Here is an 18901-nt window from a genome sequence, read left to right as displayed (position 1 = left end):
CGGTTGTGGCCTGGGCCTGACGGTCTGACGCCGGTCGAGTCTAGACGCCACCCCTGACATGCACCTGGAAGCACGGACGCCCGTGTCGCCGTCGGGACGGGCGGCACGGGCGCCGGGGCGTGTGCGGGGGGGCGCCGCGGGTCAGCGCCTGATCTCCTTGATCTTCAGCATGCGGGTGATGACCTTGTCGAGCTCCTCGTCCTCGAAGACCTTCTTCCAGTCGTCGCGGACGATGGACTCCCGGCCGTAGTCCATGGCGATCAGGCAGGCGTCGGAGAACGGGTTGGAGCCCTTGAGGGTGTTCGCGAGGGCGACCTGGGTGTGGCCGAGCAGCATCGCGCGGGCGGCCTTCTCGGGCACGCCGACGGTGTGGACCGTCTCGTGCAGCGCCTCGGTGAGCAGGGCGCCGACCATGCAGGCGATGGTCTCCACGAGGGTGGGCTCCAGCACGGCGAGCTGCTTGACGGTGACCCAGTGGACGTCGACGACGGGCGCGTACATCACGCGGATGACGGACTCGGCCAGCTCCCGCCTGGCGTCGTCCCCGCCCTCGTACGCGGCGACGACCTCCTGCGGGGCGGCGATGCCGCCGAAGGTGTCCTGCCACTCCTCCTGGGTGGTGCGCTCCAGGAACACCGACGGGTGGCAGGGGTGGGCGCAGGCGTAGTGGATGTCGTCGCGGGAGAAGAGCAGGCCGGCGTAGGCGGCGGCCGGGTCGAGGGTGAGCACGACGGTGCCCGGCTTCATCAGCGGGACGAGTTCCGCGGAGACCGTGCCGAGGACGACGTCCGGGACGGCGAGGACGACCACGTCGGCCTCGGCGACGGCGTCGGCGGACCCGGTCAGTTCGCGGCCGAGGCCGCGGATCAGTTCCTGGCCCTTGGCGGACGCCTCGCTGAAGAGCACCCGGAAGTCGCTCTCGACCAGGTTGTTGGAGACACGCTGGCCCATCTTGCCGGCGGCCCCGATGACGGCGACGGTCTTCACGTCGGCCCTGGTTTCGATCTCGGTGGCCATTACTCGCTCCTCAGAAGGGTGTTGATGCTGTGCTGCGTCCACTGGTGTTCGAGCCGGGCGGTGGCGTCGTAGCCCTCGTCCTGCCACGGGAGCCAGTGCTCCACGATCTGGTTGAGGCCCCGCTCGGCGGGGCGGACGGCGGAGATCATGCCGTCGTAGTCCAGGAGGCCCTCGCCGAGCGGGCATCCCGCGTAGGTGAAGCCGACCCAGCCGTCGCGCCGGGTGAAGGCGAAGTCCTTCACATGGATGTTGACCACGTGCGGTGCGGTGGCGGCGACCACGTCGGCGGGGCGTTCCAGCCGGGCGACGCTGTTGCCGGGGTCGAGGACGACCCCGAGGTGCTCGCTGCCGACGCCGCGCACGACGGTGAGCAGGTCGTCGGTGGAGACCTGCTCGTAGGTCTCCAGACCGAGGGTGACGCCGGCCGCCTCGTAGCGGGGCACGGACTCCTTCAGCAGGGTCACGGCCTCGGCGGTGTCCGGCCGGTGGCCGGCGGTGTTGAGCATGGACCGCACCAGGGTGACGCCCAGTTCGCCTGCCTTGTCGAGGAAGGCGAGCAGATGGCGGGGGCCGATGCCCCGGGTGCCGAGTTCCAGGGTGAGGCCCAGGTCGCGGGCGGTGGCGCGGACGTCGGCGAGCTGCGCGGAGTCGTACGACAGCAGGGGGGCGTAGTCGCAGATCTGGAAGACCCGGCCGCCCAGTTCCGCGGTGTCGCGGAGCATCTCGGTGAGCGTCATCGGGCGCGGCGCGCGCCCGGAGATCCGCCAGAAGTAGGCGTAGGTGCTGATGCCGTACGCCATCACGCCACCGCCGCCGGGGCCGGGGAGCGGATCTCGTCGAGGATCGCCCCGACGTTCGCCGGGTCGTGGGCGAAGCGGCCGAGGAAGAGGCCGTCGGCGCTGCCGGCCAGGCGGGTGAGCAGGCCGGGGCCGGCGCTCCCGCCGTAGATGACGGCCGAGCCCGCGTGCCGGGGCCGGTCGTCCAGCCAGGTCCGCAGGGCGCCGCAGACGGCGGCGATGTGTTCCGCGGAGGCCGGCTCGGGGGCGCCGATGGCCCACTGCGGTTCGTAGGCGAGAACCACGGTGCCGTCGAGGCCGTCCAGCAGGCGGGCGGCCTCGGCGACCGTGCGCGCGGCGGCCTCCCCGGGGGTGCCGCGGTCGCGTTCGCCGACGCAGAGGACGGGGGTGAGCCGGTTGCGCAGGGCGGCGGCCGTCTTGGCGGCGACGACCGTGTCGCCCTCGCCGTACAGGCGGCGGCGTTCGGCGTGCCCGACCTCGGCGTAGTGGCAGCCGATCTCCTTCAGCGCGGGTCCGCCGACCTCGCCGGTGTACGGCCCGGTGTCCTCGGTGGCGATGTCCTGGGCGCCGAGGGCGACGCCGTAGGGGGCGAGGATGCCGGCGGCGGGGACCAGGGCCGGGAAGGAGGGCAGGACGAAGAGGCGTGCCGCGCCGGAGGTGACGGCGGGGTGGCCGGCGGCGAGGGCGGCGATCCTGCGGGCCCAGTTGAGGGTCTCGTGGTGGCCGAAGTACATCTTCAGGCTCACCCCGAGCAGGACGGGCGGACGGGCGGGGCCGGGCATCAGGCGGCGGCCTCGTCGTTCTCGTAGTCGCACATGAGCTGGACCTTGGCGGCGGAGGCGGAGGTCTCGTCGAAGCGGTAGGTGAGCCATTCGGCGGCGAGCCGGCGGGCGAGTTCGAGTCCGACGACGCGCTGGCCGAAGGTGAGCACCTGGGCGTTGTTGGAGAGGACGGCGCGCTCCACGGAGAAGGAGTCGTGGGCGGTGACGGCGCGGATGCCCCGGACCTTGTTGGCCGCGATGGCGACGCCGAGGCCGGTGCCGCAGACCAGCAGCGCGCGGTCGGCGTCGCCGCGGGCGACCATCTCGGCGGCGGCGATGGCCACCTTGGGGTACGCGGTGTGGCCGTCGGCGTCGACGCCGACGTCGGTCACCTCGGCGACCAGTGCGTGCTTCTCCAGGTCCTGCCTGAGGGCTTCCTTGTACTGGTATCCGGCGTCGTCGGATCCGACGACGATGCGCAGCTTGTCGGTCATGTGGGTCTTCCTCAGTGGTCGTGGTGCAGTACGCCGTGCACGGCGCGGGTGATGAGAGCGAGGGAGTGGGCGCCGGCGTCGGGGGTGCCGAGGGACTTCTCCGCGTGCGGGCGGGCGCGTCCCTTGCGGGGCAGGAGTTCCGCGGTGGCCGCGGCGGCGGACCCGGCCGCCGTGGCGGCGCGGTCCCAGGCCCCGGTGAGCGGTTCCCCGGCGGCGACGGCGTCGGCGAGGGTGTCGGCGAACGGGACCAGGGCGTCGACCATGGTCTTGTCGCCGGTCTCGGCCCCGCCCAGCCGGCGGACGCCCGCGGACGCCTCGGTGACGCCGTCGGCGACCCGGGACGCGGTCGGGGCGTCCTGGTCGCCCAGGGCCGTGCCCAGGGCGCGCAGGATGGTGCCCCACAGGGCGCCGGAGGTGCCGCCCGCCCGGTCGGCCCAGGCGTCGGCGGCCCGGGTGAGCACGGTGCCGGCGCCCGCGCCGAGGGCCAGCGCCTCGGCGGCGGCCCGGTGCGCGGCGGTGGAGCCGCGCTGCATGCCGATGCCGTGGTCGCCGTCGCCGGCGACGGCGTCGATGCGGCCCAGCTCCTCGACGTGCTCGTCGACGGTCCCGGCAAGCGCGCGCAGGGCGGTGAGCACGGTGGCGGCGGCCTCCCGGGACTCCTCGGAGGCCGGGGGGACGGCGGCGGTGTCGTCGGCCTCCTCCTCCCGCGGGCCGGATGCGGCCGCGGGGGCCTCGAGGGCGCCCTTGCGGTGGGCGGGGGCGTCGGCGGGGGCCCGCCACAGCCGCTCCAGGCGGTCGTCGAGCCAGGTCAGGGTGAGGGAGACACCGGCCATGTCGAAGCTGGTGACGAGCTCGCCGACCTCGGGTTCGACGATCTCGACGCCGGCGTCCGCGAGGAGCGCGGCCACCGTGCGGTAGACGACGAAGAGCTCCTCGTACTTCACCGAGCCGAGTCCGTTGAGGATCACGGCCGTGCGGGCGCCCTCGGGGGTGGGGACGTCGTCGGGGAGTTCCTTGAGGAGGGTGGAGACCAGGAGGCGGGCGGCCTCGTCGGCGGTCGGCAGCGGCTCCTCGCCGATGCCGGGCTCCCCGTGGATGCCGAGGCCGACGGCCATGCGGCCCTCGGGGACGGTGAACAGGGGGTGGCCGGCGCCGGGCAGGGTGCATCCGGAGAAGGCGATGCCGAAGGACCGGGTGCGGGCATTGGCGTGCTCGGCGGTGCGCAGCACCTCGTCGAGCGGCAGGCCCTCCTCGGCGGCCGCGGCGGCGGCCTTGAAGACGGGCAGGTCGCCCGCGATGCCGCGCCGCTCGGCGGGCTGCCCGGGGCCGGCGCTGGAGATGTCGTCGGTGACCGCGAGGGTGCGGACCTCCACGCCCTCGCCGGCCAGGCGTTCGGCGGCCTGTCCGAAGTGCAGGACGTCGCCGGCGTAGTTGCCGTACATCAGCAGCACTCCCGCGCCCCCGTGGGCGGCGCGCGCCACGGAGCGGATCTGCTGCGCGGAGGGCGAGGCGAAGACGTTGCCGACCGCCGCGCCGTGGGCGAGGCCCCGGCCGACGAGCCCGGAGAAGGCCGGGTAGTGGCCCGAGCCGCCGCCGACGACGACGGCGACCTCCCCGTCCGGGGTCCCGCCGGCGCGGACGACGCCGCCGGTGACGGACCGCACCCAGCGCCGGTGGGCTGCGGCGAAGCCCTCCAGGGCCTCGTCGGCGAAGGCGGTGGGGTCGTTGAACAGGCGGGTCATCGGTGGGCCTCCATCGGCTGCCGGTCGGTCCCGGGGACCGGTCCGGCGGTGCGGTCGCGGGCGGCGAGCCGGACCATCAGGGCGGCCGACAGCAGCATGAAGAAGCCGACCAGGTAGAGCGGTGCGTAGTAGGCGCCGGTCCAGTCCTTGAGCCAGCCGGTGATGTAGCCGGCGGCGAATCCGGCGATGTTGCCGGCCGTGTTGATCAGGGCGATGCCCGCTGCCGCGGCGGCACCGGTCAGGAACCGGGACGGGATGGACCAGAAGACGGGCAGGGCCGCGAAGATGGCGGAGGCGGTCACCGTGATGACGGCGATCGTGGCGGTCGGCGAGCCCATGTAGAGGGCGAGCGGGATGGAGACACCGCCGACCACGGCGGGTCCCGCCACGTGCCAGGTGCGGGTGCCGTGCCGGGTGGCGTGCCGCGTCCAGAAGAACAGCACCACGGCGGCGGGCAGGTACGGGATCGCGGTGATCCACGCCTTGTCCATCACGCTGAACGTGGTGTCGTACTGCTCCTGGAAGCCGCTGATGATCGTGGGCAGGAAGAACGCCAGTGCGTAGAGGCCGTAGACGAAGCCGAAGTAGACGAGCGCCAGGACCCAGACGCGGGCGTTGCCGAAGGCGGCCTTGAGGTCGCCCTTGGCGTGCTTGCCCTCGTGGCCGGTCTTCTGCGCGTTCTCCGCGGCGAGCTCCGCGGTCAGCCAGTCGCGCTCGGCGGGGGTCAGCCACTTGGCGTCGGCGGGCCGGTCGATCAGGTAGAAGTACGCGACGAGGCCGAGGACGATCGCGGGCAGCGAGACGAACAGGAACATCACCCGCCAGCCCTCGAGGCCGAACATGCCGTGGCGGCCGATGAGCCAGCCCGCCAGCGGGGCCCCGAAGACGGTGGTGAGCGGCTGGGCCAGGTAGAACAGGCCGAGGATCTTGGTGCGGTGCCGGGAGGGCACCCACTGGCTCAGGAACAGGATCGCGCCGGGGAAGAAGCCGGCCTCCGCGACACCGAGCAGGAACCGCAGGCCGTAGAGCTGTCCGGTGCTGGAGACCCAGGTGAACAGCAGGGAGACGATGCCCCAGCTCACCATGATCCTGGCCAGCCAGCGGCGGGCGCCGAAGCGGTGCAGGGCCATGTTGCTGGGGACCTCGAGCACGATGTAGCCGAGGAAGAAGATCCCGGAGGCGAAGCCGAACTGCGCGGCGGTGAGTGCGAGGTCCGCGCCCATCCCGTTCGGCTCGGCGAACGAGATGGCCGTGCGATCCAGATAGTTCACGAAGAACATCAGCGCCACGAAGGGCACGAGGCGTAGGGAGACCTTCTTGATGGCAGTTCTCTCGACTGCCGTGGAATGCGTGTCGGCACTCATGGGCGACTCCTCGGCTCGCCCGGACAGCTGTGTCCGGGTTGGGTCACGCCGGCGGCTCGCCGTAGGGGGAGGCCGACCGGATCGCTTTCACGTTATGTGGCCACCCCAAATTGGTCACCAATTTACCAGTGTCGTGAACGTCATACATTCCACGCGCACAGCACTCTTGACAGAGTCGCCGCTCATTGGAGTGAACTGCCTGGTCAGTCGCCTGATTCCGGCATCTGGTTGACTGGTGACCGTGACCAGTCAGCCTGATCAGACCGCCGCTGCCGCGCCCGATCTCGCGCAGCTGCTGCGCCCCGTCGTCCGCGAGTCCTCCGTCAGCGAGGTCGCGAAGCGGCTCCTCGACCATCTGTCGGCCGGCGACATCCGGCCCGGCACCCGGCTGCCCGCCGAGCGGCAACTGGCCGAGGCGCTGGGCGTCGCACGGTCCAGTGTCCGCGGCGCCCTCTCCGCACTCGACGTCCTCGGGATCATCGAGATCCGCCCGGGCTCCGGGTCCTACGTCCGGGAGGGCACCTCGGAGTTCCTGCCCCGGGCGATCAACTGGGGGCTGATGCTGGGCCAGCGGCGGACCCAGGACCTGGTCGAGGTCCGTACCCACATGGAGGGGGTCTCCGCCCGCCTCGCCGCGGAGCGGGCCACCGACGAGGACGTCGCCCGCCTGGAGGAGCACCTCCAGCACATGCGGGACGCGCAGGGGGACGTGGCGGCCTTCATCGACGCGGACATCGCCTTCCACCTGGAGTGCGCCCGTATCGCCCGCAACAGCGTGCTGAGTGACATCCTGCACAGCATCAGGGCGCTGCTCCAGGTCTGGATGGAGCGCGTCAGCGACATCGAGGGCACGGTCGGCGGCACCCTGTGCGAGCACGACGCGGTCCTGCGGGCGATCCGCGACCGCGACCCGGAGGCCGCGGACCGGGCGATGGCCGCCCACATGCGCATGGCCAGCACCCGCCTCCAGGCCTCCATCGACGGCACTCCCTAGGCCGCGGTCCCCCGGGCCCGTCCGGTCGTGGGGAAGCCCGGTGTGCGCACGACCCGGCGGGCCGCCGTGACCGCGAAGACCTCGCAGCCGGGGCGGGCCGCCGCCCAGGCGATGCCCTCCCGGCCGAGCGCGAAGGCCGCCGTGGCGACGGCGTCCGCCTCGGTCAGGGTGGGGGCGGTCACGGTGAGGGCGAGCAGGCCGGTCGCCGGGCGGCCGGTGCGGGCGTCGATGATGTGGTCGCCGCGTTCGTAGCGCGCGGACGTCGCGACCGCGCCGTCGGTGAGCTCCAGTACGGTGCACAGCCGGCCGGCGTGTTCCGGGTGCCGTACGCCCACCCGCCACGGGCCGCCGGCGGCGACCACGTCCCCGCCCGCGTTGAGGCAGAACCGGCGCGCGCCCGCCGCCCGCAACAGGTCGGCGCCCCTCTGCACCGCCCAGCCCTTGACCACCGCGCACGGATCGAGGCGCCGGCCCGGCGGCCTTACGTCGAAGGCGCCCCCGGTGGCGATCCGGTACCGCTCGGCGAGGGCGAGGATCTCGGTCAGCTCGGGAGTCGGCGGGTCCGGGTCCGGCTCCCCCCGGTCCAGGCGGGAGACCTCGCTGTCCTCGCGGAACGGGCTGAAGCGGGCGTCGGCCTCGCGCAGCCAGGCGAAGAGCGCGTCCACGGCGTCCGCCCCGGCGAACCCCTCGTCGTCGATCCGCAGGGACACCGGGAAGCCCATGACGTGTTCCACGCGCCGCACGTCAGGAGTCCCCCGCGTCGAGGGCGGCCTGCAGGGACTCCCGGTAGCCGTCGCTGGTGACGGTGGCGCCGGAGACCGTGTCGACGTCGGCGCTCTGGGCCCGCAGGGTCTCCTCGATCAGGACCGGCACGGCGGCCGTGGTCTGCGGATGGTCCGGCTGCCGGAGCATCCGCACCGCGCCGATGCGGTCGCCGTCGAGGGTGACCTCGACCTGGACGGGGCCCTTCTCGGTGTCGACGGTGGGGCCCGCGACGACCCGGGTGGTGCCGCCCGGGGAGGCGGACACCGAGGGGACGGGCGCGGGTTCGGCGACCGCCGGCTCCGGGGCCGACGGGGCGTAGCGCCAGACCGGGACCAGTCCGGCGACGGTCAGGACCAGGACGGGCAGTGCTCGTTTCACGGTGTTCTCCTCGTTCCCCTGCTTCGCCCCGCGCAGGTCATCCGGCCAGGCTGAAGCGCTCGTGGTGGATCTGCCGCTTCGGTACGCCCAGTGCGCGCAGGCTTCGCAGCACCGCGGTCGTCATGCCGGGCGGGCCGCAGACGTAGACGTCGCGGCCGGTGAGGTCGGGCACGAGGCGGGAGAGCTCGGCGGGGGCGAGCCGGTCCGGTGCGGCCGGGCCGGTGACCAGGTGCAGCTCGGCGCCCTTGGCGAGGGCCAGTGCGCGCAGTTCGCCGAGGAGCACGGCGTCGGCCTCGGTCCGCACGCGGTAGAGGACGACGGCGTGGCCGTCCAGTTCCTCCAGCAGGGCCCGGATCGGGGTGACTCCGACTCCGCCCGCGATGAGCAGGGTGTCCGGGCGGGTGCGGCGCAGGGTGGTGAAGGCGCCGTAGGGGCCCTCGGCGAAGACGCGGGTGCCGGGCCTCAGCCGGCGCAGGGCGGCGCTGCCGTCGCCGGCCGCCTTCACGGTGAGCCGCAGGGTGCGGCCGTCCGGCGCGGCGGACAGGGAGAACGGATGGGCCTGCCACCAGCGGTCCCTGGTCAGGAACCGCCAGAGGAAGAACTGGCCGGCGCGGGCGGGGAGCCGGTGCAGGTCGCGGCCGGTGATGTGGACGGACACCACCTGGTCGTTCTCGGGGACGACGGCCGTGACACGCAGGCGGTGGCGCCGGTTCCGCCACAGCGGCAGGACCAGCCGGCCGGTGAGCACCGCGGTGAGGGCGGCGCCCCACAGTCCCCACCAGTAGGCGGTGGCGGCGGGCGAGGCGGTGAAGGTGGAGCCGACGGCGACCTGGTGGGTGAAGGCCAGCACCACGGCGGCATAGCTGTACAGATGGATGAAGTGCCAGGTCTCGTAGGCGAGTCGGCGCCGGGCGCGGCGGGCCGAGACCGCGCCGACGACGAGGATCAGGGCCAGCGCGACGACGGCGCGCAGCACCCCCTCCACGGTCCCCGCGAGGTCGACGAGCTGGTCCACGGGGTCCAGGGAGGACATCCCGGCATAGCCGAAGGTGATGAAGACGACGTGGGCGAGGAGCGCCCACAGCAGTCCGAAGCCGGTCCAGCGGTGCCACAGGGTCAGCCGGTCCATGCCGATGCGGCGGTCCAGCCAGGGCAGCCGGGCCACCAGCAGCAGCTGGAACGCCATCAGCAGGCCGGCGTACAGGCCGGTGAGGCGGCCCAGTACGACGAGGGCGTTCGCGCCGAAGCCCGCCCGGACGAAGAGGACGGCCACCACGAGCGCGTTCGCGGCGAGCAGGGCGTACAGACCGGTGCGCGCCACCGTCTCGGGGCGTCGCCTCGCGGTGGGGGGTGAGGGAGGCGAGTGGACAGCTGTCACGCCGGAAACTCCTTGGTCGGGTCCTGGGACACCGAGCTTGGTCACAGGCGCTGTCGATCTCCTGTCGGCCGGCTTTCAAGTGGTTGTCGATCGGGCCGCGGTCGCGCACCGCCTCTGGCGCCGGGAGCGGCGTGCCGCAGTATGGGCGGGTGGAAAAAGTACGACTCCTCGTCGTGGACGACGACCCGCCGATAGCCGACCTGGTGGCGACGGTCGCCCGCTACGAGGGCTGGGAGGCGGTCACCGCCAACACGGGTGAGGACGCGCTGCGCCGCGCCGCCGAGTTCCGCCCGGACATCGTGGTGCTCGACCTGATGCTGCCGGACGTCGACGGCTTCGGCGTGCTGGACCGGCTGCGGCGCTCCGGGACGATGGTGCCGGTGGTGTTCCTCACCGCACGGGACGGGGTGGCGGACCGGGTCGCGGGGCTGACCCGGGGCGGGGACGACTACCTGGTCAAGCCGTTCGCCGTGGAGGAGCTGATGGCCCGGCTGCGCACGGTGCTGCGGCGCAGCGCGGGGCCGGGGTTCCAGCGGTCGGTGCTGCGGGTCGGGGACCTGACGATGGACGAGGACACCCGTGAGGTGCGGCGCGGCGGTCGGACGCTGTCGCTGACGCCGACCGAGTACGAGGTGCTGCGCTATCTGATGCGCCGCTCGCCGACGGTGCTGACGAAGGCTCAGATCCTGGACCACGTGTGGGAGTACGGCTTCGGGGGCCGCTCCAACGTGGTGGAGCTGGTGGTGAGCCGGCTGCGGCGGAAGCTGGACGACACCGGCGAGCCGCTGATCCAGACCGTGCGGGGCTTCGGGTACGTGATCCGGCAGGCCGCGGAGTGACCGCGTTCGTCCGGCGGCTGCGCGGCACCTACCGGCGGACCCGGCTCGGCACCCGGCTGGCGCTGGGCCTCGGGGTGCTGTCGCTGGCGGTGTTCGGGGTCGTCGGCACGGTGCTCACCACGTACATGCGCGACTATCTGGAGCTCCAGCTGGGCGACCAGCTGAAGCTGATCCAGGCCGTGCAGGCCAAGGACGCGGCGGCGCACGGCACGGTCCGGCGCAAGCCGTACTACGGCTGGTACACGGCGGTGTACGACGTCTCCGGCGACGCGGTCACCCTGCGCAGGCCCTCGGACGTGCCCGACGACACCCGCGCCCTGGCGGACCTCGCGCGGGCGATGGCGCACTCCGACAGCGAGCTGACGCGCACCGCGCGCATCGAGGGGGAGGGCACGTACCGGCTGCGCGGCTGCGAGGTCGAACCGGGGGTGGTGCTGGTGAGCGCCGCGCCGGTGGAGGACGTGGAGGAGACCGTCGAGCAGTTGATCACGGTGCAGGTCGTGGTGTTCGCCCTCGCGCTGCTGGCCCTCGTGGTGTTCGGGCGGCGGATGCTGCGGCGCGGGCTGAAGCCGCTGGGCGACATGGCGCACACCGCGCACGGCATCGCCTCGCACGACCTGACCGAGTCGGCGGCCCGGCTGCCGCTGCGCGCGGACGGGCGGGACGGCGGTTCGGAGGTGGCGGAGCTGCGGACCGCGTTCAACACGATGCTGGAGCACATCGACGACTCCCTCGCGGTGCGCGCGGAGGCGGAGCAGCGGCTGCGCCGGTTCGTCGCGGACGCCTCGCACGAGCTGCGCACCCCGCTGATGTCGGTACGCGGCTACGCGGACCTGTTCCAGTACGCCGCCGCCAACGAACCCGCCGAACGGGACCGGCATCTGGCCCGGCTGCGCGCGGAGGCCGCCCGGATGGGGGTGCTGCTGGACGATCTGCTGCTGCTCGCCCGGCTGGACGCGGCGGAGGTGGAGGCGCCGCTGCGGACGGCCGACACGGACCTGGTGGAGCTGGTCCAGCAGGCCGCCGACGCGTTCCGCGCGAGCCATCCGGGTCATCCGCTGACGGTGACGGCGGGGCCCGGCGCCGCACCGCGGCTGCGGCTGGATCCGCAGCGGGTCCGGCAGGTGCTGGACAACCTGCTGACCAACGCCGCCGTGCACACCCCGGCAGGCACCCGGGTGTCGGCCGGCGTCGAGGTCTCCGGCGGCTGGGCGCTGGTGCGGGTCGGCGACGAGGGGCCCGGCATCCCTGCGGAGGACCGGGAGCGGGTCTTCGACCGGTTCTACCGGGTCGACAAGGCCCGCAGCCGGGACCGGGGCGGCAGCGGGCTGGGCCTCGCCGTCGCCCGGTCACTGGTGCGGGCCCACGGCGGGGACGTCGAACTGAGCGGCGGCCCCGGCGCCACGGTCTTCACCGTACGGCTGCCGCTGGACGGCGGACCCTGACGGCCGGGCGCCGGACCGGGCCGGGCGGTCTTACGGAGCGGTGACGTGCCCGGCGCGGCCCCGCCGTCCGGCCCGGGGCGGGCCTAGCGTGGGCGCATGCGTGTACTGGTCACCGGCGGTGCCGGGTTCATCGGGTCCCATGTCGTCGAGGCGCTCCGGACGCGCGGGCACGAGCCCGTCGTCCTCGACGTCCGCACCGATCCGGTGGCGGACGTGCGCTCCCCGGGCGCGGTCCGCGACGCCCTGTCCGGTGTGGACGCGGTCTGCCACCAGGCGGCGATGGTCGGCCTCGGCACGGGGTTCGCCGACGCGCCGGAGTACGTCTCCCGCAACGGCCTGGGTACGGCGGTGCTGCTGGCCGCGATGGCGGAGGCGGGGGTGCGGCGGCTGGTGCTGGCCGGGTCGATGGTGGTGTACGGCGAGGGCCGTTACGCCTGTGCCCGGCACGGGGCGGTGCGTCCCGGACCGCGGGCCGTCGCCGATCTGGCGGCGGGGCGCTTCGAGCCCGCCTGCCCGGCGTGCGGGGCCGACCTCGCGCCCGGTGTGGTGGACGAGGACGCCCCGGCCGACCCGCGCAACGTCTACGCCGCGACCAAGCTGACGCAGGAACACCTGGCCGCCGCCTGGGCCCGGTCGACGGGCGGTTCGGCGGTGTCACTGCGCTACCACAACGTCTACGGCCCCGGTATGCCCCGGGACACCCCGTACGCGGGCGTCGCCTCCTTCTTCCGCTCGGCGCTGGCCCGCGGCGAGGCCCCGCGCGTCTTCGAGGACGGCCGTCAGCGCCGGGACTTCGTCCACGTACGGGACGTGGCGACGGCGAACGTCGCCGCGCTGACGGCGGACTCCGCCGCCGGGTCCTTCACCGCGTACAACACCGGCAGCGGTACGCCTCACACGGTCGGCGAGATGGCCGGTGCCCTGGCCTCGGCGTACGGCGGTCCCGACCCGGTCGTCACCGGGGAGTACCGCCTGGGCGACGTCCGCCACATCACGGCGGACTCCTCGCGGCTGCGCGCCGCGCTCGGCTGGAAGCCGGAGGTCGGCTTCGAGGAGGGCATGCGGGAGTTCGCGTCGGCGGGGCTGCGGGACGGCTGAGTCAGCCCTCCGTCGCCGGGAGCGTCACCTCGAAGCGGCAGCCGCCGGTGACGTTGCGGACGGTGGCGTGTCCGCGGTGGGCCTCGACGATGCCGCGGACGATGGCGAGGCCGAGGCCCGCGCCGGCCGGCGGGGTGCGGGCGTGCGTGCCGCGCCAGCCGGTGTCGAAGACGCGCGGCAGGTCCTCCTCGGGGATGCCGCCGCAGCCGTCGGTCACGGACACCACCACGCCCTCGTCGGAGCGCCGCGCGGCGACGGCGACCGTGCCGTCGGCCGGGGTCCGGCGGATCGCGTTGACCAGCAGGTTGCCCAGCACCCTGCTCATCTCCCGGCCGTCCGCCTCCACGGGCAGCGGCTCCCCCCGGTCGCCGACCAGCCGGACGCCGTGCTCACGGGCGAGCGGGTCGGCGCCGGCGAGCGCGTCGCCGATCAGGTCGGACAGGGATATCCGGGAGAGCGAGAGGGTCAGCGCGCCGGCGTGGATGCGGGACAGTTCGAAGAGGTCGCCGACCATGTCGTTGAGGCGTTCCACCTCGGTGCGGATCTGTCCGAGATAGCGGTCCGGTTCGGCGGCGACGCCGTCCTCCAGCGCCTCGGCCATCGCACGCAGTCCGGCGAGCGGGGTGCGCAGGTCGTGGGAGATCCAGGCGACGAGTTCGCGGCGGGAGGACTCCAGGGCGCGTTCGCGGTCCCGTGACTCGGCCAGCCTGGCGCTGGTCGCCTCCAGTTCGCGGCTGAGCGCGGCGAGTTCGGCGGTGGACGCCCGGGCGGGTGCGGCGAAGCTCCCGCCGTCTCCGAACGACCGTGCGGCGAGTGCCAGTTCGCGGCTGCGGGCGACGACCCAGCGGCCCAGCAGCAGCGCGGTGACCGTGGAGACCACGGCGGCCATGGCGACGACCGTGGTCACCACGCTGAGGTCGTGCGCCGACAGGAACATGGCCCGGGCCACGGCCAGGGTGCCCGCGAGCATCGCCGCCACCCCGACCCCGGCGACCACCGCGAGGTGGGCGGTCAGCGACCACCGCCGGATCAGCAGCAGCACGCACGCCCCGAGCAGTCCGGCCGCGGCGGCGCCGAGGAAGGCGAACAGGGCGATGAGCAGGGTGTCCCGCACCGGTCACTCCTCCCCGGAAACGGCGGCGGCGTCGAAGCGGTAGCCGACGCCCCAGACGGTCTGGACCAGCCGGGGCCGCGCGGGATCGTCCTCGACCTTGCCGCGCAGCCGCCGCACATGGACGGTCACGGTGGACAGGTCGCCGAAGTCCCAGCCCCACACCTCACGCATCAGCTCCTCGCGCGCGAAGGCCCGCCCGGGGTGCCGCAGGAAGAACGCGAGGAGGTCGAACTCGCGCACCGTGAGCGCGAGTTCGGCTCCCCGCTTGGTGGCCCGCCGGGCGGCGGGGTCGACGGCGAGACCGGCGGCCCGCAGCGGCCCGGACGCGGCGGCCGACGCCGGGCGGCTGCGGCGCAGCACGGACTCCACGCGCAGCACCAGCTCACGCGGGCTGAACGGCTTGGTGACGTAGTCGTCCGCGCCGACCTCCAGGCCGAGGATGCGGTCGTCCTCGTCGCCCCGCGCGGTGAGCATGATGACCGGCACGGGCCCGCGCCCGCGCATCCTGCGGCACACCTCCAGGCCGTCCATGCCGGGCAGCATCAGGTCGAGGACGACGAGGTCCGGCCAGTGGGCCGCCGCCCGGGCGAGCGCGCCGGGGCCGTCGCCGGCCCGGTCGACGACGTATCCGGCGCGGTCGAGGTAGCCCGTGACGATCTCGGCGACGGTGGGGTCGTCGTCGACGACGAGGACCCGGGCCCCGGCCTCGGCGTCCGGTGTTCGCTGCTCCATGCGGTCAGCCTCGCACCACGCGCGCGCGAGCGGCGCGGTCCGGCCGCCGGCGTCCGCGTTTCGTAAGGAGCCGCTGCCCGTTATGCCCGTTTCGGGTTCGTAGGGTGAGAGCCGTGACCACTTCCTCCCCCGCCCCGGAACCGGCCCCGCCGTCCGTGGACGTCGTCCTCCCTTGCCTCGACGAGGCCGCGGCGCTGCCGTGGGTGCTGGAACGCGTCCCGCCCGGCTGGCGCGCCCTCGTCGTGGACAACGGCTCGACGGACGGCTCCGGCGGCGTCGCCCGCGCGCTCGGCGCGACCGTCGTGCACGAGGAGCGGCGCGGTTTCGGCGCCGCCTGCCATGCCGGGCTGACCGCCGCCACGGCCGACATCGTCTGCTTCTGCGACTGCGACGCCTCGCTCGACCCGGCGGACCTGGTGCCGTTCGTGCGTGAGGTGCGGGCCGGCCGGGCCGACCTGGTGCTGGGCCGGCGGCGGCCGCGGACGCGGGGCGCCTGGCCGGCGCACGCCCGCGCGGGCAACCTCGCGCTGGCCCGGCTGCTGCGCCGCCGCACGGGGCTGCGGCTGCGCGACCTCGGCCCGCTGCGGGCGGCACGGCGTGAGGAGTTGCTCGCCCTGGACCTGACGGACCGGCGCAGCGGCTATCCGCTGCAGATGGTGGTGCGCGCCGCCGACGCCGGCTGGCGCGTCGTCGAGCACGACGTCCCGTACTCCCCGCGCACCGGCGCCTCCAAGGTGACCGGCACCTGGCGCGGCACCTTCCAGGCGGTACGGGACATGAGCCGCGTCCTCCAGGAGGCTCCGGCGCGAGCGGGAGCGGCGTCATGACGTCCTCGTCCGTCACGCTGCTGGTGATCGCCAAGGAGCCCCGTCCGGGCCGGGTGAAGACCCGGCTGACCCCTCCGTTCACCCCCGAGGAGGCGGCGGGGCTCGCCGAGGCGGCGCTCGCGGACACGCTGGAGGTGGTGGCGCGGACGCCCGCACGGCGCCGGGTGCTGGTACTCGACGGGGCGCCGGGACACTGGCTGCCGGCCGGTTTCGAGGTCGTGCCGCAGTGCGCGGGCGGGCTGGACGAGCGGCTGGCCGCCGCGTTCGCCGGCTGCGACGGGCCGTCCCTGCTCATCGGCATGGACACACCGCAGGTGACCCCGGAGCTGCTCACCGTGGACTTCGGCGACTGCGACGCGTACTTCGGGCCCGCCGAGGACGGCGGCTTCTGGGCGCTCGGCCTGGCCGAACCCGACCCGGGGCTGCTGCGCGGGGTGCCCATGTCGACCCCGGGCACGGGAGCCGCGCAGCGGCGGCGGCTCGCGTCGCTGCGGGTGCGCGAGCTGCCGCGGCTGCGGGACGTGGACACGGCGTACGACGCCACGCTGGTCGCCGGGGAGGCTCCCGGCGGACGGTTCGCCGCGCGGCTGGCCCGGCTGACGGCGGCCCGCCCGTGAGCGGGGGTACGGCGGCGGCCACGACGGCACGCGTCGGGCGGCAGCGGACGGCTGCCGCCGCCGGACACGCCTGGTCCGCCGACCCCTACGCCGACGCCCTGCGGGCCGGACGGGGGCCGCTGTTCCTACGGCGCGCCGACGGATGGCTGCTGCCGCTGGACGTGGAGCGCTGGTGCGCGGAGGCCGACGCGGCGGACCTGGAGGTGCTGCGGCGCTGCGAGGGTCCGGTGCTGGACGTGGGCTGCGGGCCGGGACGGCTGGTCGCCGCGCTGGGGGCCCTGGGGCACCGGGCGCTCGGCATCGACGTCAGCGAGGCCGCGGTCGCGCACACCGCCGGGCGCGGCGGGCAGGCGCTGCTCCGCTCCGTCTTCGACCCGCTGCCCGGCACCGGCCGCTGGGGGACCGCCCTGCTCATGGACGGCAACCTCGGCATCGGCGGCGATCCACCCGCCCTGTTGGACCGGATGGCCCAACTTCTCGCTCCCGGCGGCCGGTTGCTCGCGGAGACGGTTCCGTACCCGGACGTCGACGAACGTGCTCTGGTGCAGGTCACCGACGCCCACGGGGCCCCCGGAGTCCCGTTCGCGTGGGCCCGCGTCGGGACTCGGGCCCTGCTGGGCCACGCGAGCGCCGCGGGCTGGCGTGCGGACGCCGAGTGGTCGACGGGCGGTCGCTCCTTCGTGTCACTCCGGGCGAAGTAGGACCGAGTCCTCCGCGTCCCGACCTGGGGCTCCGCCCCAGACCCCGCTCCTCAAACGCCGGAGAGGCTGGATTCAGCACCTCCGGCGTCTGAGGAGCGGGGGGCTCAGGCGCCGTCGGCCGGCGGGCGCCCCCGCCATGTCCGCACCGCGCACACCACCGCCGAGCCGCCGAACAGCACGGCGGTGACCAGCAGCCAACGCGTCGCGTAGCCGTCCGCGGACTGCCCCGCCACCCCGGCGTAACGCTCCGACACCCGCCCGCTGATCAGCGGGAACCACACGAGCAGCAGCAGCCCGGAGAGGGCCGCCGGCACCCGCACGTAGGTGACCCACCCCCTCCGCCGCGCGGCGCCCTTCACCAGCGCACGGTCGGCCGCCGAGTACAGCGGCAGCAGCACCAGGTCATGGATCAACGCCGCGCCGACGAACCACAGCGCGACCAGGAACCAGTCGCCGTCGAGCAGCCGCACACCCGCATATCCGCAGAGGACGAACGAGACGAGCAGCACGAGCAGGGGGAACGGTCGCCCCACAGGCATTTTCATGGTCGGCCTCACAGGTCGCCGAAGGTCAGCCGGGCCACCCACTTGGTGTTGAGCACGCCGGGCGCGGCGGGGACGATGATCCGGGCCGGATAGCCGTGATCGGCGGTCAGTTCCTCGCCGTTGACGTACAGGGCGAGCAGCGAGCGCGGGTCGGCGACCTGGTTGGCGCGCAGCGCGCCGCGCCGGAAGGCACCGTGCCGCTGCAGCGACTCCACGTACACGTCCACCGGGTCGTCGTGGCCGGCGAGCGCCGCGAGGTCCCGCAGGCGTACGCCCCGCCACCACTGGTCGGAGGTGGACCAGCCCTCCACACAGGCGATGGGCAGGGCGGCGCTGTGCAGCGGCATGCCGAGCAGACCGGCCCTGCTGAGCCGTACGGTGCCGGCGGGCCCGGTGACGGTCAGCCGCCAGGCCTCCTCGGTCGTCTCCGCGGCGCGGATCCCGGCGTACGCGGCCGTCTTGTTGATCTGGAAGCCCGCCGGTCCGCCTCCGGGTTCGGGGCCGCCGTGCGGGGTGAGGACGGCCGTCGCGCGCAGTGGTCCGTCGAAGCTGCGCCCGGCGGAGGTGGCGAAGAGGAGCAGCGAGCCGCCGCCGACCAGCCCGAGCGCCCCGCGCCGTGACACGGTCGGCGGGCCGGGACGGGGAGCCACCAGGTCGTCGGGCCGTTCGCCGGTCCCTTCCCGCATCCTCCGCAGGTTACGGAACGCCACCGGCGCCTTCAGCGCCACGTGGGCGAGGAACGCGCCGAAGAAGACCCAGGCGCCGTAGAAGTGCAGCGGGTAGAAGGAGCCGGGGAAGACGTAGTCGAGCTGGATGTTGAGGATGCCGGTGGTGAACTCGAACAGCGCGCCGCCGACCAGGAGGAGCAGGGAGATCCGCTCCAGCGCGTGGGTGAGCGAGCGGGCCGGCGGCAGGGTGAACAGCCTGGGCACCACCGACCACAGCTTGGCCAGCAGCACCGGGACGAGCACCAGGCCGAGGGTGACGTGCACCCCCTGGGTGAGCCGGTACAGCCACGGCGGGTCGGTGGGCCAGGGGAAGAGGTAGAAGCCGAGGATCCCCTTGCCGGGCGTCTTGTCGTTCACCGGCGCGAGGCCGGGGTTGTACGCGGCGTACGACAGCAGTCCGGTCACGAACACGAGGGTGACGCCGGTCAGGAGGACGACCCCGAGCACGGAGGTGAACCGGGGGCCGCGCAGCGGGCTGCGCCAGAAGTCCGGTGCGAACGGGCCGCGCCCGGGGCGGGTGGGGAGGAAGGACCGAGCCATGTGCCGACCGTAGGGCCGCACCACC

General features: G+C 74.3%; 20 protein-coding genes. 7 read left to right on the top strand and 13 right to left on the bottom strand.

The genetic code is table 11. The annotated features are described in order from the left end of the window. Nucleotides 1–141: 141 nt before the first annotated feature. Genes CNQ36_RS26000 through CNQ36_RS25975 form a run of 6 tightly spaced genes read right to left on the bottom strand, consistent with a single transcriptional unit; the run spans nt 142 to nt 6175 of the window. A complete protein-coding gene (locus CNQ36_RS26000; protein WP_121547749.1) occupies nt 142–1017 on the bottom strand; it encodes a phosphogluconate dehydrogenase C-terminal domain-containing protein in 876 nt (291 codons plus the stop codon). Further along, nucleotides 1017–1817 (bottom strand): sugar phosphate isomerase/epimerase family protein, encoded by an 801-nt coding sequence (locus CNQ36_RS25995; RefSeq protein ID WP_040905903.1) that lies wholly within the window; start codon nt 1815–1817, stop codon nt 1017–1019. The genes CNQ36_RS26000 and CNQ36_RS25995 overlap by 1 nt, the downstream gene beginning before the upstream one ends. Continuing rightward, nucleotides 1817–2596: a triose-phosphate isomerase family protein gene (locus CNQ36_RS25990; protein WP_121547748.1), complete on the bottom strand. Its 780-nt coding sequence runs from the start codon at nt 2594–2596 to the stop codon at nt 1817–1819. The genes CNQ36_RS25995 and CNQ36_RS25990 overlap by 1 nt, the downstream gene beginning before the upstream one ends. Beyond that, complete coding sequence (locus CNQ36_RS25985) at nt 2596–3069, bottom strand: ribose-5-phosphate isomerase (RefSeq protein ID WP_121547747.1); 474 nt, start codon at nt 3067–3069, stop codon at nt 2596–2598. The genes CNQ36_RS25990 and CNQ36_RS25985 overlap by 1 nt, the downstream gene beginning before the upstream one ends. An 11-nt stretch (nt 3070–3080) precedes the next feature. Beyond that, entirely contained in the window at nt 3081–4811 is a 1731-nt protein-coding gene (locus CNQ36_RS25980) for a dihydroxyacetone kinase family protein (RefSeq protein WP_121547746.1), read from the bottom strand. Then, complete coding sequence (locus CNQ36_RS25975; RefSeq protein ID WP_050782363.1) at nt 4808–6175, bottom strand: MFS transporter; 1368 nt, start codon at nt 6173–6175, stop codon at nt 4808–4810. The genes CNQ36_RS25980 and CNQ36_RS25975 overlap by 4 nt, the downstream gene beginning before the upstream one ends. A 235-nt stretch (nt 6176–6410) precedes the next feature. On the opposite strand from CNQ36_RS25975, the gene CNQ36_RS25970 reads away from it, so the two are divergent. Then, the gene (locus CNQ36_RS25970; protein WP_121547745.1) at nt 6411–7169 is read left to right on the top strand and encodes a FadR/GntR family transcriptional regulator; all 759 of its coding nucleotides are present in this window, start codon (nt 6411–6413) and stop codon (nt 7167–7169) included. On the opposite strand, the gene CNQ36_RS25965 is transcribed toward CNQ36_RS25970, so the two are convergent. From CNQ36_RS25965 to CNQ36_RS25955, 3 genes are read right to left on the bottom strand one after another with little or no spacing between them, the layout of a single operon-like run. Next, nucleotides 7166–7912 (bottom strand): FAD:protein FMN transferase, encoded by a 747-nt coding sequence (locus CNQ36_RS25965; protein WP_121547744.1) that lies wholly within the window; start codon nt 7910–7912, stop codon nt 7166–7168. The two genes, CNQ36_RS25970 and CNQ36_RS25965, sit on opposite strands and share 4 nt — an antisense overlap. A 1-nt stretch (nt 7913) precedes the next feature. Next, nucleotides 7914–8312: an FMN-binding protein gene (locus tag CNQ36_RS25960; protein WP_121547743.1), complete on the bottom strand. Its 399-nt coding sequence runs from the start codon at nt 8310–8312 to the stop codon at nt 7914–7916. A gap of 37 nt (nt 8313–8349) precedes the next feature. Further along, nucleotides 8350–9690: a ferredoxin reductase family protein gene (locus tag CNQ36_RS25955; protein ID WP_121547742.1), complete on the bottom strand. Its 1341-nt coding sequence runs from the start codon at nt 9688–9690 to the stop codon at nt 8350–8352. A 149-nt stretch (nt 9691–9839) separates the two neighbouring features. Here CNQ36_RS25955 and CNQ36_RS25950 point away from each other — a divergent pair, with 149 nt between their 5' ends. The 3 genes from CNQ36_RS25950 to CNQ36_RS25940 all read left to right on the top strand — a co-directional run bounded on the left by CNQ36_RS25950 (nt 9840) and on the right by CNQ36_RS25940 (nt 13072). Beyond that, complete coding sequence (locus CNQ36_RS25950; protein ID WP_084828105.1) at nt 9840–10529, top strand: response regulator transcription factor; 690 nt, start codon at nt 9840–9842, stop codon at nt 10527–10529. Next, the gene (locus CNQ36_RS25945) at nt 10526–11974 is read left to right on the top strand and encodes a sensor histidine kinase (protein ID WP_121547741.1); all 1449 of its coding nucleotides are present in this window, start codon (nt 10526–10528) and stop codon (nt 11972–11974) included. The genes CNQ36_RS25950 and CNQ36_RS25945 overlap by 4 nt, the downstream gene beginning before the upstream one ends. A 96-nt stretch (nt 11975–12070) precedes the next feature. Beyond that, a complete protein-coding gene (locus CNQ36_RS25940) occupies nt 12071–13072 on the top strand; it encodes an NAD-dependent epimerase/dehydratase family protein (RefSeq protein ID WP_121547740.1) in 1002 nt (333 codons plus the stop codon). 1 nt (nt 13073) lies between these two features. Here the strand turns inward: CNQ36_RS25940 and CNQ36_RS25935 are convergent, their stop codons facing one another. Further along, the gene (locus CNQ36_RS25935) at nt 13074–14186 is read right to left on the bottom strand and encodes a sensor histidine kinase (RefSeq protein ID WP_121547739.1); all 1113 of its coding nucleotides are present in this window, start codon (nt 14184–14186) and stop codon (nt 13074–13076) included. Between the two features lie 3 nt (nt 14187–14189). Next, on the bottom strand, nt 14190–14918 hold the full coding sequence (locus tag CNQ36_RS25930; protein ID WP_121547738.1) for a response regulator transcription factor: 729 nt from the start codon (nt 14916–14918) through the stop codon (nt 14190–14192). Between the two features lie 104 nt (nt 14919–15022). On the opposite strand from CNQ36_RS25930, the gene CNQ36_RS25925 reads away from it, so the two are divergent. Genes CNQ36_RS25925 through CNQ36_RS25920 form a run of 3 tightly spaced genes read left to right on the top strand, consistent with a single transcriptional unit; the run spans nt 15023 to nt 17063 of the window. Next, nucleotides 15023–15745, top strand: coding sequence for a glycosyltransferase family 2 protein (locus tag CNQ36_RS25925; RefSeq protein WP_121547737.1), 723 nt, complete (start codon nt 15023–15025; stop codon nt 15743–15745). Beyond that, complete coding sequence (locus CNQ36_RS35385; RefSeq protein ID WP_228313087.1) at nt 15742–16362, top strand: TIGR04282 family arsenosugar biosynthesis glycosyltransferase; 621 nt, start codon at nt 15742–15744, stop codon at nt 16360–16362. Before CNQ36_RS25925 ends, CNQ36_RS35385 begins: the two co-directional genes overlap by 4 nt. After that, nucleotides 16359–17063, top strand: coding sequence for a class I SAM-dependent methyltransferase (locus CNQ36_RS25920; RefSeq protein ID WP_228313086.1), 705 nt, complete (start codon nt 16359–16361; stop codon nt 17061–17063). Before CNQ36_RS35385 ends, CNQ36_RS25920 begins: the two co-directional genes overlap by 4 nt. A gap of 104 nt (nt 17064–17167) precedes the next feature. Here CNQ36_RS25920 and CNQ36_RS25915 read toward each other — a convergent pair whose 3' ends face one another. Then, on the bottom strand, nt 17168–17602 hold the full coding sequence (locus CNQ36_RS25915; protein ID WP_228313085.1) for a hypothetical protein: 435 nt from the start codon (nt 17600–17602) through the stop codon (nt 17168–17170). A gap of 14 nt (nt 17603–17616) precedes the next feature. After that, nucleotides 17617–18876, bottom strand: coding sequence for a molybdopterin-dependent oxidoreductase (locus CNQ36_RS25910; protein ID WP_121548600.1), 1260 nt, complete (start codon nt 18874–18876; stop codon nt 17617–17619). Nucleotides 18877–18901: the final 25 nt, after the last annotated feature.

Origin of the sequence: Streptomyces fungicidicus (genome assembly GCF_003665435.1) — a bacterium.
GTDB lineage: Bacteria > Actinomycetota > Actinomycetes > Streptomycetales > Streptomycetaceae > Streptomyces > Streptomyces fungicidicus.
Note: the sequence above shows the minus strand (reverse complement) of the source record. Positions and strands in the feature narration are given on the sequence as shown.

Coding starts and splice junctions, on each gene's coding strand:
- CNQ36_RS35385 (WP_228313087.1), top strand. CDS start 15,742: ATGACGTCCTCGTCCGTCACGCTGCTGGTGATCGCCAAGGAGCCCCGT.
- CNQ36_RS25990 (WP_121547748.1), bottom strand. CDS start 2,596: ATGCCCGGCCCCGCCCGTCCGCCCGTCCTGCTCGGGGTGAGCCTGAAG.
- CNQ36_RS25930 (WP_121547738.1), bottom strand. CDS start 14,918: ATGGAGCAGCGAACACCGGACGCCGAGGCCGGGGCCCGGGTCCTCGTC.
- CNQ36_RS25940 (WP_121547740.1), top strand. CDS start 12,071: ATGCGTGTACTGGTCACCGGCGGTGCCGGGTTCATCGGGTCCCATGTC.
- CNQ36_RS25975 (WP_050782363.1), bottom strand. CDS start 6,175: ATGAGTGCCGACACGCATTCCACGGCAGTCGAGAGAACTGCCATCAAG.
- CNQ36_RS26000 (WP_121547749.1), bottom strand. CDS start 1,017: ATGGCCACCGAGATCGAAACCAGGGCCGACGTGAAGACCGTCGCCGTC.
- CNQ36_RS25915 (WP_228313085.1), bottom strand. CDS start 17,602: ATGCCTGTGGGGCGACCGTTCCCCCTGCTCGTGCTGCTCGTCTCGTTC.
- CNQ36_RS25910 (WP_121548600.1), bottom strand. CDS start 18,876: ATGGCTCGGTCCTTCCTCCCCACCCGCCCCGGGCGCGGCCCGTTCGCA.
- CNQ36_RS25980 (WP_121547746.1), bottom strand. CDS start 4,811: ATGACCCGCCTGTTCAACGACCCCACCGCCTTCGCCGACGAGGCCCTG.
- CNQ36_RS25995 (WP_040905903.1), bottom strand. CDS start 1,817: ATGGCGTACGGCATCAGCACCTACGCCTACTTCTGGCGGATCTCCGGG.
- CNQ36_RS25985 (WP_121547747.1), bottom strand. CDS start 3,069: ATGACCGACAAGCTGCGCATCGTCGTCGGATCCGACGACGCCGGATAC.